Annotated in this window: 12 protein-coding genes and 1 pseudogene; 6 read left to right on the forward strand and 7 right to left on the reverse strand. The window is 75.5% G+C overall.

Annotation, left to right across the window (positions count from 1 at the left end):
* The first annotated feature begins 218 nt into the window (after positions 1–218).
* A complete protein-coding gene (clpB, locus tag E7744_RS03135) occupies positions 219–2831 on the forward strand; it encodes an ATP-dependent chaperone ClpB (protein ID WP_137772867.1) in 2613 nt (870 codons plus the stop codon).
* A gap of 14 nt (positions 2832–2845) precedes the next feature.
* On the opposite strand, the gene E7744_RS03140 is transcribed toward clpB, so the two are convergent.
* Entirely contained in the window at positions 2846–3487 is a 642-nt protein-coding gene (locus E7744_RS03140) for a hypothetical protein (RefSeq protein WP_137772868.1), read from the reverse strand.
* A gap of 225 nt (positions 3488–3712) precedes the next feature.
* Between E7744_RS03140 and E7744_RS03145 the strand changes: the two genes are divergently transcribed.
* The 3 genes and pseudogenes from E7744_RS03145 to E7744_RS03155 all read left to right on the forward strand — a co-directional run bounded on the left by E7744_RS03145 (position 3713) and on the right by E7744_RS03155 (position 6899).
* Positions 3713–3883 (forward strand): DUF3073 family protein, encoded by a 171-nt coding sequence (locus E7744_RS03145; protein WP_371415374.1) that lies wholly within the window; start codon positions 3713–3715, stop codon positions 3881–3883.
* 77 nt (positions 3884–3960) lie between these two features.
* Entirely contained in the window at positions 3961–4884 is a 924-nt protein-coding gene (locus E7744_RS03150; RefSeq protein WP_246858612.1) for an NAD-dependent protein deacetylase, read from the forward strand.
* 175 nt (positions 4885–5059) lie between these two features.
* Positions 5060–6899 (forward strand): annotated as a pseudogene (locus E7744_RS03155) (gamma-glutamyltransferase family protein).
* A gap of 110 nt (positions 6900–7009) precedes the next feature.
* On the opposite strand, the gene purM reads toward E7744_RS03155, so the two are convergent.
* From purM to E7744_RS03185, 6 genes are all read right to left on the reverse strand, one after another.
* Positions 7010–8206 carry a phosphoribosylformylglycinamidine cyclo-ligase gene (purM, locus tag E7744_RS03160; RefSeq protein ID WP_246858527.1) on the reverse strand — a complete coding sequence of 399 codons (1197 nt, stop codon included), beginning with the start codon at positions 8204–8206 and terminating at the stop codon, positions 7010–7012.
* Complete coding sequence (gene purF, locus E7744_RS03165; RefSeq protein ID WP_371415375.1) at positions 8203–9801, reverse strand: amidophosphoribosyltransferase; 1599 nt, start codon at positions 9799–9801, stop codon at positions 8203–8205. Before purF ends, purM begins: the two co-directional genes overlap by 4 nt.
* Positions 9791–10204, reverse strand: coding sequence for a hypothetical protein (locus E7744_RS03170; RefSeq protein ID WP_137772872.1), 414 nt, complete (start codon positions 10202–10204; stop codon positions 9791–9793). Before E7744_RS03170 ends, purF begins: the two co-directional genes overlap by 11 nt.
* 61 nt (positions 10205–10265) lie before the next feature.
* Complete coding sequence (locus tag E7744_RS03175) at positions 10266–10652, reverse strand: sterol carrier family protein (RefSeq protein WP_137772873.1); 387 nt, start codon at positions 10650–10652, stop codon at positions 10266–10268.
* 108 nt (positions 10653–10760) lie between these two features.
* A complete protein-coding gene (locus E7744_RS03180) occupies positions 10761–11825 on the reverse strand; it encodes an asparaginase (RefSeq protein WP_137772874.1) in 1065 nt (354 codons plus the stop codon).
* Between the two features lie 33 nt (positions 11826–11858).
* Positions 11859–12149 (reverse strand): hypothetical protein, encoded by a 291-nt coding sequence (locus E7744_RS03185; protein ID WP_137772875.1) that lies wholly within the window; start codon positions 12147–12149, stop codon positions 11859–11861.
* Positions 12150–12243: 94 nt separating this feature from the next.
* On the opposite strand from E7744_RS03185, the gene purD reads away from it, so the two are divergent.
* Both purD and E7744_RS03195 read left to right on the forward strand, forming a co-directional pair.
* Complete coding sequence (gene purD / locus E7744_RS03190; RefSeq protein WP_137772876.1) at positions 12244–13533, forward strand: phosphoribosylamine--glycine ligase; 1290 nt, start codon at positions 12244–12246, stop codon at positions 13531–13533.
* The gene (locus E7744_RS03195) at positions 13533–14444 is read left to right on the forward strand and encodes a phosphoribosylaminoimidazolesuccinocarboxamide synthase (RefSeq protein WP_137772877.1); all 912 of its coding nucleotides are present in this window, start codon (positions 13533–13535) and stop codon (positions 14442–14444) included. Before purD ends, E7744_RS03195 begins: the two co-directional genes overlap by 1 nt.
* Positions 14445–14621: the final 177 nt, after the last annotated feature.

A 14621-nucleotide genomic window follows, 5' to 3' on the forward strand; every position in this document is an offset into this window, starting at 1 on the left:
GGGGCCGGGACACACCGGCCCGGGCGCGTCCTGCGCCTCCTGACAGGGGCGCGCGGCGGCGGGCACACTGGCCGGGTGGGGGCGCGGGCCGCGGGGAACGCCGGGGGAACGCCGGGGGGAATACGGGGTGCCGATCGCAGGTTGAGTGGAGTAGGCTCAACTTTGAGCACGGACCCAATGCCGATGTCCCCGACACCGCGGGACGGGAGGAGTACGCCATGGACGCGAAGTTCACCACGAAGAGCCAGGAGGTGCTGTCCGCCGCGGCGATGAACGCCTCGACGCTCGGCAACCCCCAGATCGAACCGGCCCACCTGCTCAAGGCGCTGATGGACCAGCGCGGCTCGGTGGCCGTGGCCGTGCTCAAGGCCGCCGGCGTGGACCCGGACGTGGTGTCCACCGCCGCCTCCACCGCCATCAAGGAGCTGCCCGCCACCTCGGGCGCCTCCGTCGCCCAGGCCCAGCTCTCCCGCCCGGGGCTGCTCGTGGTGCAGGCCGCCCGCCAGCAGGCCGAGGCCCTCGGGGACGAGTACGTCTCCACCGAGCACCTGCTGCTGGGGCTCGCCGCGGACGCCGGCAAGGCGGGCGCCGCCCTGCGGGACGCCGGGGGCTCCGTCGAGGCCCTCTCCGCCGCGGTGAAGGAGGTCCGCGGGGACAGCCGGGTGACCACCCCGGACCCGGAGGGCACCTTCCAGGCGCTCGAGAAGTACGGCACCGACCTGACCGAGATGGCCCGCTCCGGCAAGCTGGACCCGGTCATCGGCCGGGACGCCGAGATCCGCCGCGTGGTCCAGGTGCTCTCCCGCCGGACCAAGAACAACCCCGTGCTCATCGGCGAGCCCGGCGTCGGCAAGACCGCCGTCGTCGAGGGCCTCGCCCAGCGCATGGTGGCCGGGGACGTGCCCGAGTCGCTGCGCGGCAAGTCCCTGATCTCCCTGGACCTGGGCTCCATGATCGCCGGGGCCAAGTACCGCGGCGAGTTCGAGGAGCGGCTCAAGGCCGTGCTCGAGGAGATCCGCCAGTCGGACGGGCAGGTCGTCACGTTCATCGACGAGATCCACACCGTGGTCGGCGCGGGCGCCTCCGAGGGCGCGATGGACGCCGGCAACATGCTCAAGCCCATGCTGGCCCGCGGCGAGCTGCGCCTGATCGGGGCCACCACGCTGGACGAGTACCGCGAGAACATCGAGAAGGACCCGGCCCTGGAGCGCCGCTTCCAGCAGGTCTACGTGGGCGAGCCGTCCGTGGACGACACGATCGCCATCCTGCGCGGGCTCAAGGAGCGCTACGAGGCCCACCACAAGGTGGCGATCGCCGACTCGGCGCTCGTGGCCGCGGCCAACCTCTCGCACCGGTACATCTCCGGCCGGCAGCTGCCGGACAAGGCGATCGACCTGGTGGACGAGTCCGCCTCGCGGCTGCGCATGGAGATCGACTCCGCCCCGGAGGAGATCGACCAGCTGCGCCGCTCCGTGGACCGGCTGACCATGGAGGAGCTCGCCCTGGCCGACGAGACCGACCCCGCCTCGGTGGAGCGGCTCGCGAGCCTGCGCGAGGAGATGGCCAACCAGAAGGAGAAGCTCGCCGGGCTCACCGCGCAGTGGGAGGCCGAGAAGGCGTCCCTCAACCAGGCCGGTGACCTGCGCGTGCGGCTGGACGAGCTGCGCTCGGCCGCCGAGAAGGCCCAGCGCGACGGGGACCTCGCCGAGGCCTCCCGCATCCTGTACGGGGAGATCCCCGCCCTGGAGAAGGAGCTGCAGGCCGCCGTCGAGGCCGAGAACGGCGCCCCGGGCCACGGGGAGGCGACCATGGTGTCCGAGGAGGTCACCGCGGACGACATCGCCGAGGTCATCTCCGCCTGGACCGGCATCCCCGCCGGGCGCATGCTCCAGTCCGAGCAGGACAAGCTGCTGTCCATGGAGGAGCACCTGGGGGAGCGGCTGATCGGCCAGCGCGCCGCCGTCGCCTCCGTCTCGGACGCCGTGCGCCGCTCCCGCGCCGGGATCTCCGACCCCGACCGGCCCACCGGCTCGTTCCTGTTCCTGGGCCCCACGGGCGTGGGCAAGACCGAGCTGGCCAAGGCGCTCGCGGAGTTCCTCTTCGACGACGACCACGCCATGGTCCGCCTGGACATGTCCGAGTACTCGGAGAAGCACACGGTCGCCCGGCTCGTCGGTGCCCCTCCGGGCTACATCGGCCACGAGGAGGGCGGCCAGCTCACCGAGGCCGTGCGCCGGCGCCCCTACTCGGTCATCCTGCTGGACGAGGTGGAGAAGGCCCACCCCGAGGTCTTCGACATCCTGCTGCAGGTGCTCGACGACGGCCGCCTCACCGACGGCCAGGGCCGCACCGTGGATTTCCGCAACGTCATCCTCATCCTCACGTCCAACCTGGGCTCGCAGTTCCTCGTGGACCCGGCGCTGGACGACGCGGCGAAGCGCGATGCGGTGATGAAGGTGGTGCACGCCTCCTTCAAGCCCGAGTTCCTCAACCGGCTGGACGACATCATCATGTTCGACCCGCTCTCGATCGAGGACCTGACCCGGATCGTGGACCTGCAGGTCGCCTCGCTCGCGCGGCGGCTGACCTCGCGCCGGCTGGAGCTCGAGGTGACCGACGCGGCCCGCGAGTGGCTGGCCCTGACCGGCTACGACCCGGCCTACGGCGCCCGGCCGCTGCGCCGGCTCGTGCAGCGCGAGATCGGCGACCAGCTGGCCCGCGCCCTGCTGGGCGGGGAGATCGCGGACGGGGACACGGTCCTCGTGGACCGGGCGCCGGGCGCCGCGGACGGCGAGCGGGACCGGCTGGTGGTCACCCGCAGGGCGGGCTGAGCGCCCCGGCGCCCTCAGGCGTCGTCGTGGTCCGACCAGTCCTGGAACGCGGGCTCCTCCACGAGGGACCCGGTGAGGACGCCGTCGTGGGCCACGGCGACGCAGTCCACGCGGCGGTCCCCGGCGGCCCAGGTTCCCTCGGTGGGGTGGGAGACCTCCACGGTCACCTGGGCGTCCGGGATCCCCGCCAGCGCGATCGCCCCGCAGAACTCCTCGGCGGCCGCCCGCATCCCCTCGCCCGGGAACGCGCGGTCCGTGGGCCAGAGCTTGCGTCCCACCAGCTGCGCCTCGTGCTCGCGGCTGCACTCCACCACCGTGGCCGGCGCCTGGACGCCCTCGAGGTCCGTCAGGCAGTCCCCGGGGCGCACCTGCGCCGGCGGCACCGCGCGGGCCACGATGCCGTCCAGGCCCGGGTCCGGGTCGCGGGACACGGTCGGCTGGGGCGTGCCGGGGTCCCCGGCGGGCGGGGCCGGCGGGGCCAGCAGGGGCCACAGCAGCACCACGAGGACCGCGAGCACCGCGAGGGCGCCGAGGGGTAGCCACCAGGCGGGGCGGCGTCGGGGGGCGGGGTCCTCGCCGACCGGGCGCGGAGGGAGGTAGGGGACGGGGCCGGCGTCGCCCCCGGGGCCCTCCGGGCGGTCGTGCTGCGGGTCCATGGGGGTCCTTCCGGGTGGCGGTCGTCGGTGGCGGCCGCGTGCGGCCGGGACCGGCGCCACGGCGTGCTGAAACATGTTAACCTAGTGAGCACGAACCATCATGATCAGTGCATACTCCGGTCCAGCCCTGCCTAGAAGCTGACCACCCGGAGACGGAGAACAAAGGGGGTCACGCTCATGGGGCGCGGCCGTCAAAAGGCGAAAGCAACCAAGCAGGCCCGGGACATGAAGTACTTCTCCCCGGCCACTGACCTGTCGGCGCTCGAACGCGAGCTCGCCGGCAACAGCGGTTCCCGCCATGACGATGACCAGTACATCGACTATGCGGACAAGTACGCGGACTTCGGAGGCGAAGCCGACGGCGATGAGGACGACGGTCCCCGCTACGCGGGTTGAGCGTCGCCATGTCCCCCGCGTCTCCCCAGGATCCTGACGGGGTCCCCGGCGTGGGCGCCGGGCTCCCGGGTTCCCCCCTGCGCACCGGTCATCCCGCGGCGGACGGCCACCGTGCCGCGCTGCGCTCGATCGCGCGCCTGGTGGAGGACTCGGCCCCGCCCCAGGACCCCGGGGTGGCGCGGGCGGGCATCCTCTCCCTGCTCCGGGACCACCGGCCCCTCGTCATCACCGGCGCCGGTGTCTCCACGGACTCCGGCATCCCGGACTACCGCGGGCCCGGCGGGTCGCTGCGGCGGCACCGGCCGATGACCTACCAGGAGTTCCGGCACGACCCCGGCGCCCGGCACCGCTACTGGGCCCGCTCCTTCGTGGGCTGGCGGCAGATGGACGCCGCCGTGCCCAACGCCGCCCACCACGTCCTGGCCGGGTGGCAGCGCGCGGGCCTCCTCGCCGGCCTCGTCACCCAGAACGTGGACGGGCTCCACGCCGCCGCCGGGACCCCGCGGGTCATCGCCCTGCACGGGGACCTGGACCGGGTCATCTGCCTGCACTGCGGTGCCGTGGAGGACCGGCGCTCCTTCGACGCCCGGCTGGTCGCGGCCAACCCCGGCTACCTCGAGGCCGTCCGCGTGGACCCCTCGCTCGTGAACCCGGACGGGGACGTGACCCTGGACCAGGAGTGGGTGGACCGGTTCCGGATGGCCCCGTGCCGGGCGTGCGGGTCCCTCGAGCTCAAGCCGGACGTGGTCTACTTCGGCGAGAACGTGCCCGCCGCGCGCAAGGCCGCCGCGCGCGAGGCCTTCGAGCGGGCCGGCGCGGTGCTCGCGATCGGGACCTCACTGGCCGTGATGAGCGGTTTCCGCTTCGTGCTCGACGCCGTGCGCGCCGGCAAGCCCGTGGCCGTGCTCAACGGCGGCCCCACGCGGGCGGACTCCCGGGCCGACTACCGGTGGCGCACCCGCGTGGCCCCGGCCCTGGACTGGCTCGACGCCCGGCGCTGAGCGCGCCGCCCCCACCCCTCGGCAACTGGCGGTCGATTCCGCCCCGGAACGGCGTGCCGAGGGGCCCGATCCGGGGCGGAATCGACCGCCAGATGAGGGTGGGAGGTGCCGGGTACGGGCGGGCCGGCCCCGGGGGCGCTGGCGCCGGGGCCCCGGCTGCGGGAGAGTGGCCGTCATGGCCCTCACCCCCGCCCCCGGCTTCACGACGCGCCCCACCCTGCGGGGCTCCTTCGGGATGGCGGCCTCCACGCACTGGCTGGCCACCGCCACCGCGCAGTCGGTCCTCGAGCGCGGGGGCAACGCCTTCGACGCCGCCACGGCCGCCGCCTTCGTGCTGCACGTGGTCGAGCCGCACCTCAACGGCCCCGGGGGCGACCTCGTGGGCCTCTTCGCCACGGCCGGGGAGCCCGGACGCCCGGTGGTGCTGATGGGCCAGGGCCCGGCCCCCGCCGGCGCCTCGCCGGCGCGCTTCCGCGCCGAGGGCCTCGAGCTGGTGCCGGGCTCCGGGGCGCTGGCGGCCGCGGTCCCGGGGGCGGTGGACGCCTGGCTGGTCCTGCTGCGGGACCACGGCACGTGGGAGCTGGAGGCGGTCCTCGCGTACGCGGTCCACTACGCGCGCCACGGCCACGAGGCGGGGGAGCGGGTCGCCGCGACCATCGCCACCGTGCGGGACCTCTTCGCCGTGCACTGGCCCACCTCGGCCGCCCTGTGGATGCCGCACGGGCGGCCGCCGCGGCCGGGGGAGCGGATCGTCAACACCGCCTACGCCGCGGTGCTGGACCGGCTCGTCGCGCAGGGCCGGGGCCGCCCGGGCCGGTCGGCGCGCATCGAGGCGGCCCGCGCCGCGTGGCGCACCGGCTTCGTGGCGGAGGCCGTCGTGGCGTTCGCCGCCCGGCCGCACCACCACGCCACCGGGCACTCCACCGGTGACGCCGCGGGCCGCTCCGCCGGTCACCTCCCGGGCAGCGTCCACGCCGGGGTGATCTCCCGGGAGGACCTCGCCGGCTTCGAGGCGGGCTACGAGCCGGCGGTGACGGTGGAGTTCCGCGGCCACACGATCGCCAAGTCCGGACCGTGGGGCCAGGGGCCGGTCCTGCTGCAGGCACTGCGCCTCCTGGACGGGCTCGACGACGACCGGCTCGACCCCTCGACCGGCCGGGGCGCCCACGCCGTCCTCGAGGCCGAGAAGCTCGCGCTGGCCGACCGCGAGGCCTACTACGGCGACGGCGACGTCCCGCTGGCCACGCTGCTGTCCGCGCCGTACGCCGAGCGCCGCCGCGCCCTGCTCGGCGAGGTGGCCTCGCGCGAGTTCCGCCCCGGCCGGATCGACGGCGTCCCGGCCTTCGTCCCGCCCCTGCGCCGCGCGGGGGACGTCCCGGCGGGCCCCGGCGGGACCGGCGAGCCCACGGTCTCGCCCGGGGGCCGCACGCGCGGGGACACGTGCCACCTCGACGTCGTGGACCGCTGGGGGAACATGATCGCGGTGACGCCCTCCGGGGGATGGCTGCAGTCCTCCCCGGCGATCCCCGGGCTCGGGTTCTGCCTCGGCACGCGCCTGCAGATGACCTGGCTCGAGCCGGGCTCGCCCTCGACGCTGGTCCCCGGGGCGCGCCCGCGCACCACGCTCTCGCCGACCCTCGTCCTGCGCGGGGCCATCCGGTCGCGGCCCTGGGCTCGCCCGGCGGTGACCAGCAGGACCAGTGGCAGCTGCCCTACCTGCTGCGCACGATCGTCGGCGGGTACGAGCCGCAGCAGGCGGTCGACGCGCCCACCTTCCACACGACCTCGGTCCCGGAGTCGTTCTGGCCACGCACGTGGACGCCCGGCGGGGCCGTGGCCGAGTCGCGGCTCGGGGACGAGGTCCTCGACGAGTTGGAGCGGCGCGGGCACCGGCTGACCCGGACCGGGCCGTGGTCGCTGGGCCGGCTGTGCGTGGTGACGCGGGATCCGCGCACCGGCGCCCTCGGGGCCGCCGCCACCCCCGCGGTGGCCAGGGCTACGCCGCCGGGCGCTGAGCCGGCCCCCCATGGCAACGGGCGGTCGATTCCGCCCCGGAACGGCGCCCCGGGGGGACGGATCCGGGGCGGAATCGACCGCCCGATGGGGAAGGGAGGGGAGGGGTGTGTCAGGCGCGGGCGTAGTCGCCCGTGAGCAGGACCGCGCCGCCGTCGACGCCCTTGGCGCCCTGCATGAAGTCCAGCCCGGCGGCCGCCGCCTCGTCGGTGACGCGGCCGACGGTGCCGGCGACCCACGAGGCCACCCCGCGCGAGGTCAGCCGGGCCACGGCCTCGTCCGCCGCGGCGGGATCCACCACGGCGACCATGCCCACGCCGAGGTTGAGGGTGCGCTCGAGGTCGGACCGCGGCACCCGGCCGAGCTGCGCGATGAGCTCGAACACCGCCGGCAGCGACCACGTGCCGCGGTCCACGGTGGCCATGAGGCCCTGCGGCAGGACGCGGGCCAGGTTCGCGGCCAGCCCGCCGCCGGTGACGTGGGAGAAGCCGTGCAGTGCCGGCTCGCCCGAGGCGGTGGACACCGCGGCGGCGGTGCCGGCCAGCGGGTCGCCGTTGAGGTGCCGGACCAGGTCCAGGCAGTCCGCGGCGTAGATGCGGGTGGGCTCGAGCAGCTCCTCGCCGAGGGTGCGGCCGAAGTCCGTGACCTCGCGGTCCAGGGACCAGCCGGCCGCGTTGATGACCCGGCGCACGAGCGAGTACCCGTTGGAGTGGATGCCGGAGGAGGCCATGGCGATCACCACGTCGCCCTCGCGCACCCGCTCGGGGCCGAGCAGGGCCGAGGCCTCGACCACGCCCGTGGCCGCCCCGGCCACGTCGTACTCGTCCACGCCCAGCAGGCCCGGGTGCTCGGCGGTCTCCCCGCCCACCAGGGCGGTGCCGGCGGCGGCGCAGCCGGCGGCGATGCCGCGGACGATGTCCGCGATCCGCTCCGGGACGACCTTGCCGCACGCGATGTAGTCGGTCATGAACAGCGGCTCGGCGCCGACCACGACGATGTCGTCCACCACCATGCCGACCAGGTCGAAGCCGATCGTGTCGTGGGTGTCCATGGCCTGGGCGATGGCGACCTTCGTGCCGACCCCGTCCGTGGAGGTGGCCAGCAGCGGCCGGGAGTACCGCAGCAGCGCCGAGACGTCGTAGAGCCCGGCGAAGCCGCCGAAGCCGCCGACCACGTCGGCGCCGTGGGTGGCCTTGACGGCCTCCTTCATCAGCTCCACGGCGCGGTCGCCGGCCTCCACGTCCACCCCGGCGGCGGCGTAGGTGATGCCGGGGGCCCCGGCGGGGGAGGGGGTCACGGGATCGGTCACAGCGGGGTCCTGTCGGTCTCGGTCAGCAGGTCTTCGAGGGCGGCGTCGGGGCCCGGGTCGCAGCCGTTGGACCCGGCGTTGGCCCCGGAGTCCTCGGCCACGGGGATCTCCTGCGGCTCCGCCGGGGCGGTGGGCACCGGCTTCTCCAGCAGGTGCTTGCCCCGCTCGTCCTCGCGCGGCAGCGGGATGGGGTACTCGCCGGTGAAGCAGGCCGTGCACAGCCCGGAGCGCGGCTGCTGGGTGGCCTGGATCATCCCGTCCTCGGAGATGTACTCGAGGGAGTCCGCGCCGATCGAGGCGGCGATCTCCGCCACGCCGGCGCCGTTGGCGATCAGCTCCGCGCGCGAGGCGAAGTCGATGCCGTAGAAGCAGGGCCACTTCACGGGCGGGGAGGAGATGCGCACGTGCACCTCGCGGGCCCCGGCCTCCCGCAGCATCCGCACGATCGCGCGCTGGGTGTTGCCGCGCACGATCGAGTCGTCCACCACCACCACGCGCTTGCCGGCCACCACGGCCGGCTGCACGTTGAGCTTGAGCCGGATGCCGAGCTGGCGCAGCGTCTGCGAGGGCTGGATGAAGGTGCGGCCCACGTAGGCGTTCTTCACGAAGCCCTGGCCGAACGGGATGCCGGACTCCTCGGCGTAGCCGACCGCCGCGGGGGTGCCGGACTCCGGGACGGGGATGACGACGTCGGCCTCCACCGGGTTCTCCCGGGCCAGCGCCCGGCCCATCTCCCCGCGGGACTCGTAGACCGAGCGGCCGTTGATGGCCGCGTCCGGGCGGGCGAGGTAGACGTACTCGAACACGCAGTGCGCGGGCGTGGACTCGGCGAAGCGGGTGGAGCGCACGCCCTCCTCGTCGATCGCGATGAGCTCGCCCGGGGCGACCTCGCGGATGAAGCTGGCGCCCACGGTCGCCAGCGCGGACTGCTCGGAGGCGACCACCCAGCCGCGGTCCAGCCGGCCCAGCACGAGCGGGCGCACGCCGTGCGGGTCGCGCGCGGCGTAGAGGGTGTGCTCGTCCATGAAGACGAAGCTGAAGGCGCCGCGGATCTGCGGCAGCAGGGCCTGGGCGGTCTCCTCGAGGGTGGCGCCCTCCTCGCCCTGCAGCAGGGCGGTCACGAGCGCCGTGTCCGTGGTGTTGCCCTGGGCCAGCTCGCCGCGGCTCTGCTCGCCGTAGCGCTCCTGGACCATGCGGTAGAGCTCGGCGGAGTTCACCAGGTTCCCGTTGTGCCCGAGCGCGACGGTGCCGGCCGAGGTGGCCCCCAGGGTGGGCTGGGCGTTGGCCCAGTTGTTCCCGCCCGTGGTGGAGTACCGGCAGTGCCCGACGGCGATGTGCCCCACCAGGGTGTTCAGGGTCGCCTCGTCGAAGACCTGGGAGACCAGGCCGAGGTCCTTGTAGACGGCGATGCGCTGGCCGTCCGAGGCGGCGATGCCCGCGGACTCCTGGCCGCGGTGCTGCAGCGCGTACAGCCCGTAGTAGGCCAGCTTGGCGACGTCCTCGCCGGGGGCCCAGACGCCGAAGACGCCGCACTCGTCCTGCGGGCCCTTCTCCCCGGGGTCGAGATCGTGGTTGAGCAGACCGTCACCGCGCATCGTTCTCACGTCCTTCATCCTCCCACTTCTGGCTCCACTGCTGCAGGTCGCCGGAGCCGACGGCCCAGTCGGCCTCGGCCGCGTCCGTGACGGCCCGGGCGTGCACCGTGTAGGCGCGCTTCCGCGACCGCCGGTCCAGCACCAGCCAGACGAGCGCGCCCACGGCCACCCCCACGATGCCGAACACCACGAGGAAGTACCCGAAGGTCGAGCCGAACGTGAACTCGGGGTTGTCCGAACCGGTGGCCGCCACGGCGAGGGCCGCGATCGCCCCCAGCAGGGCCCCGCCCAGCAGGAACACCTGCACCCGGGGGGCTCGGCGGACCAGCAGGTCGCGGTGTTCCAGGGCGTCCGGTGCCGGCCGCGCGGGGTCGTCCGCGGGCCCGTCGGGGGCAGAAGTCATGCCGTCCATGGTACTGGGAGCGGGGCGTCCCTCCCGCAGTGCGTCGGCGCCCTGCGGGGCCCTACCGGGCCAGCGGCAGCCACGCGGACAGGTCGGCCCGTGAGCCGGAGGCGAGCACCCGTCCGGAGCCCACGGCGTCCGCCCAGCCCAGCCGGCCCGTGGCCAGGTCCAGCCACGTCGCGGGGTCCGTCTCCACGACGTTCGGGGGCGTGCCGCGCGTGTGGCGCGGCCCGGCGATGCACTGGCACACCCCGAACGGGGGCACCCGGACCTCCACCGAGGTGCCGGGGGCGCGCTCGGCCAGTTCCTCGAGCAGGTAGCGCACGGCCGTGGCCCGCGTGGCCCGGGGCAGGGCGGCGGCGTCCTCGGCGCCCGCGGCGCGGGCGCGCGACCACTGCCCGACGGCGGCGGTGCCGGCGTCCTCGGCGATGCGGCGCTTGGTGGCCATGGTCCTCCCTCGGTCCCGTGCCCTGGTCCTCTGCCCATCCCGTCCGGCCGCGGTGGGAGGCGGCCGGTCCGGCAGGGGTCCGTGCGGCGGTGGTCGGTGCGGCGGTGGTCAGTCCAGCAGGTCCAGCACGGGCCGGGCCAGGTGCACCCGGCCCACCGGCTCGCCGCGGCCCAGGATCCGGGGGACCACGGTCTCCAGCACGCCCGGCAGGGCCTCGAGGTCCACCTGGCCCGGGGCGAACTGGGCCAGCAGGGCCAGGGCCACGAGGTTGCCGGCGCGCGTGCCGCCGTCGAGCGCCTTGACCGCCACGGCCGTGCCGTCCGGGGCGGCCATGGCCATCACGCCGTCCGCGCCGAGCTTGGCCAGCACGCCCAGCTCGCGGATGACCACGGTGTTGCTGTTGGTCTCCCCGTGCACCGCCCAGGGGTGCTCGAGCATGGCGGTGGCCACCGTGGCGGCGTGCACCTCGGCGTCCCGGCGCTGCGGGGCGGCGGCCACCCGGCCGATGCCCCGGGCCAGCCCGGCCAGGGACAGCACGGGGGCGGGGGCGCCGCAGCCGTCCACGCCCCAGTGGGCCACGGGCTCGCCGCAGTACTGCTCCAGGACGGCGGCGACCTCGCGCTGCACCGGGTGGTCGGGGTCGAGGTAGGCGTGCACGTCGTGCCCGCCGTGGCGCGCCGCGGAGAGGAAGCCGGCGTGCTTGCCGGAGCAGTTGTACGCCAGCGGCGTCTGCCCGGGGCCGGCGGGGCCGGCGTCGCGCGCCAGCTGGACGATCCCGGCGGGGTCCGCGGGCCAGGCCGGCGGGCACTGCAGGAAGGAGGCATCCAGTCCCGCCGCGGAGAGGGCGGCGGCCGCCGTGGCCCGGTGCCGGGCCGTGCCGCGGTGCGATCCGCAGGCCAGGGCCACCTGCTCGTCCGTGAGCCGGGCGCCCCGGCGCAGCGAGGCGATGGCCTGCAGGGGCTTGAGCGTGGAGCGGGGGTAGACGGGGGCCCCGGGGCTACCCAGGGCGGCCAGCACGGACCCGTCCGGGGCGGTCACCACGGCCGAGCCGGTGGACCGGGACTCGATGAAGCCGTTGCGCACCACATGGACGAGCTCCACGGCCTCGGGGACGGAGAAGGTGGCGGTCGGCGCCGGGGGGGCGGCCTGGGGGGACGCGGTGTGCGAGGACATGGGGACCACTCTAGGCCGCGGGCCGGGGCCGGCTCAGCGCCGGCGGCGGGCCCAGGCGGTGAGGGCGACCGCCGCCACGAGCGAGACGGCCAGCGAGGTCACCGCCGCGCCGAGGTGGCCCCGCTCGAAGCCCAGCAGCCGCGTGCCGAACCCCATGATGAGCGCCGTGGTGAACCAGACGAGCACGAACGTGTAGACGGCGGACAGCCGCGTCGGGCGGCCGCCCGGGCGCGGGGCGCGGCCGTACAGCCGGCCGGGGGCGTAGTCGAGGTGCGGCGGGCGGCGGGGGTCGTCGCCGGCCGGCCCCGGGGACGGGGTGCTCATGGGCCCAGCGTACGGGAGGGCCCCGGGGCCGGGCCCGGGACCGGCGCCGTCGCGGTGACCCGGCGCGCCCGCGGAGCGTCTAGGCTGGGGCACCGTGAAGATCCTCGTCCTCGGCTCCGGCGGCCGTGAACACGCCATCGTCCGCGCCCTGCTGCGCGACCCCTCCGTCCGCGAGGTCCACGCGGCCCCGGGCAACGCCGGCATCGCCGGTGACGTCCCCGTGCACGCGGTGGACGCCACGGATGCCACGGGCGTCACCGAACTGGCCGGGGAGCTGGGAGCCGACCTCGTCGTCGTCGGTCCCGAGGCCCCCCTGGCCGCCGGCGTCTCCGATGCCCTGCGCGAGGCCGGGTTCACCGTCTTCGGCCCCTCCCGGGCCGCCGCCACCCTCGAGGCCTCCAAGTCCTTCGCCAAGGACGTCATGGACCAGGCCGGCGTGCCGACCGCCGCCGCCCACGCGTGCGCCACCCGCGCCGAGGCCGAGGCCGCGCTCGACGAGTTCGGGGCCCCCTACGTGGTCAAGGACGACGGCCTGGCCGCCGGCAAGGGCGTGGTGGTCACCTCCGACCGCGCCGAGGCCCTGGCCCACGCCGAGTCCTGCTTCGCGGCCAACGGCACCGTGGTCATCGAGGAGTTCCTGGACGGCCCCGAGGTCTCCCTCTTCGTCATCTCCGACGGCACCAACTGCGTCCCGCTCGTGCCCGCCCAGGACTTCAAGCGGATCGCCGACGGGGACGCCGGCCCCAACACGGGCGGCATGGGCGCCTACACCCCGCTGGACTGGCTGCCCGAGGGCTTCACCGAGGAGGTCATGGCCGAGGTCGCCCGCCCGGTCATCGCCACCATGGCCGACCGCGGCACCCCGTTCTCCGGCGTGCTGTACTGCGGGCTCGCGCTGACCTCGCGCGGCGTGCGCGTCATCGAGTTCAACGTGCGCTTCGGCGACCCCGAGACCCAGGCCGTGCTGGCCCGGCTGCGCACGCCCCTGGGCCGGCTGCTCATGGACGCGGCGACCGGCTGCCTCGCCGGGGTGCGCTCGCTGGACTGGCGCCCCGAGTACGCCGTGGACGTGGTGGTGGCCGCCGAGGGGTACCCCGACTCGCCCCGGAAGGGCGGGGCCGTGACCGGCGTCGAGGAGGCGGAGGCGCTCGAGGGCGTGTCCGTGCTGCACGCGGGCACCGCCACCGGTCCCGACGGCGGGCTGGTCGCCGCCGGCGGGCGGGTGCTGGCCGTCGTCGGGCTGGGGGAGTCCCTCGCCGCGGCGCGCGAGCGCGCCTACGCGGGCGTGGAGCGCATCCGCCTGGAGGGGTCGCAGCACCGCACCGACATCGGCCTGCGGGCCGAGCGCGGGCAGGTCACCGTCCCGGCCGGGGAGGCCCGCTGATGGCCGGGGTGGGCAAGGGCCTGGACACGACCGCCCCGGAGCTGCCCGGCTGGCGGCACGTGTACTCCGGCAAGGTCCGGGACCTGTACGAGCCGGCCGACGCCGCGCCGGGCACCTCCGCGACGCTGCTCGTGGTGGCCTCGGACCGGATCAGCGCCTACGACTTCGTGCTGGACACCGAGATCCCGGACAAGGGCGCGGTGCTGACCCAGCTGTCCCTGTGGTGGTTCGAGCAGCTGGGCGTCCCGCACCACGTGGTGTCCGTGGACGTGCCCGCCGCGGTGGCCGGCCGGGCGATGGTGGTCAAGCGCCTGGACATGTTCGAGGTCGAGTGCATCGCGCGCGGCTACCTCACCGGCTCCGGCCTGGCGGAGTACCGCGAGTCCGGGACCGTGACCGGGATCGCGCTGCCGCCCGGGCTCGTGGACGGCTCCCGGCTGGAGGAGGCGATCTTCACCCCCTCGGCCAAGGCGGAGGTGGGCGAGCACGACGAGAACATCACCTTCGAGCAGATGGCCCGGCTCATCGGGGAGACCCCCGCGCGGCGGCTGCGGGAGCTCACGCTGGACGTGTACACGCGGGCCGAGGCGATCGCGCGGGAGCGCGGGATCATCCTGGCGGACACCAAGGTCGAGTACGGACTGGACGCCGACGGGCGGATCGTGCTCGGCGACGAGGTCCTCACCCCGGACTCCTCCCGCTTCTGGGACGTGGACGACTACGAGCCCGGCCGCGCCCAGCCCTCCTTCGACAAGCAGTTCGTCCGCGACTGGCTGACCTCGCCGGCCTCCGGCTGGGACCGCCGCTCGGGCGAGGCCCCGCCGGCCCTGCCCGAGGACGTGGTGGCGCGCACCCGCGCCCGCTACGTCGAGGCCTACGAGCGCCTGACGGGCCGCACCTTCACCCCCTGACCCGGCGGCCCCGTCCCTCACCTCCACCCTCCGAGTCTCATCTCGCCGTGCCGCAGCCCCGTCCACCCCTCCGCGCCGCACCCCCGTCCACCCCTCCGCGCCGCACCCCCGTCCTGGCCTCCCGCTCCCGGGTCGCGAACCACGGGTGTGGATCACGTTCATCCGCGGTTCACGACC

The organism is Citricoccus sp. SGAir0253 (genome assembly GCF_005877055.1).
GTDB lineage: Bacteria > Actinomycetota > Actinomycetes > Actinomycetales > Micrococcaceae > Citricoccus.

What these genes read in the sequence shown, in the direction of transcription:
- E7744_RS03180 (WP_137772874.1), bottom strand. Translation starts at nt 11,825, where the DNA reads ATGTCCTCGCACACCGCGTCCCCCCAGGCCGCCCCCCCGGCGCCGACC.
- E7744_RS03140 (WP_137772868.1), bottom strand. Translation starts at nt 3,487, where the DNA reads ATGGACCCGCAGCACGACCGCCCGGAGGGCCCCGGGGGCGACGCCGGC.
- E7744_RS03170 (WP_137772872.1), bottom strand. Translation starts at nt 10,204, where the DNA reads ATGACTTCTGCCCCCGACGGGCCCGCGGACGACCCCGCGCGGCCGGCA.
- clpB (WP_137772867.1), top strand. Translation starts at nt 219, where the DNA reads ATGGACGCGAAGTTCACCACGAAGAGCCAGGAGGTGCTGTCCGCCGCG.
- purF (WP_371415375.1), bottom strand. Translation starts at nt 9,801, where the DNA reads ATGCGCGGTGACGGTCTGCTCAACCACGATCTCGACCCCGGGGAGAAG.
- E7744_RS03195 (WP_137772877.1), top strand. Translation starts at nt 13,533, where the DNA reads ATGGCCGGGGTGGGCAAGGGCCTGGACACGACCGCCCCGGAGCTGCCC.
- E7744_RS03175 (WP_137772873.1), bottom strand. Translation starts at nt 10,652, where the DNA reads ATGGCCACCAAGCGCCGCATCGCCGAGGACGCCGGCACCGCCGCCGTC.
- E7744_RS03185 (WP_137772875.1), bottom strand. Translation starts at nt 12,149, where the DNA reads ATGAGCACCCCGTCCCCGGGGCCGGCCGGCGACGACCCCCGCCGCCCG.
- E7744_RS03145 (WP_371415374.1), top strand. Translation starts at nt 3,713, where the DNA reads ATGAAGTACTTCTCCCCGGCCACTGACCTGTCGGCGCTCGAACGCGAG.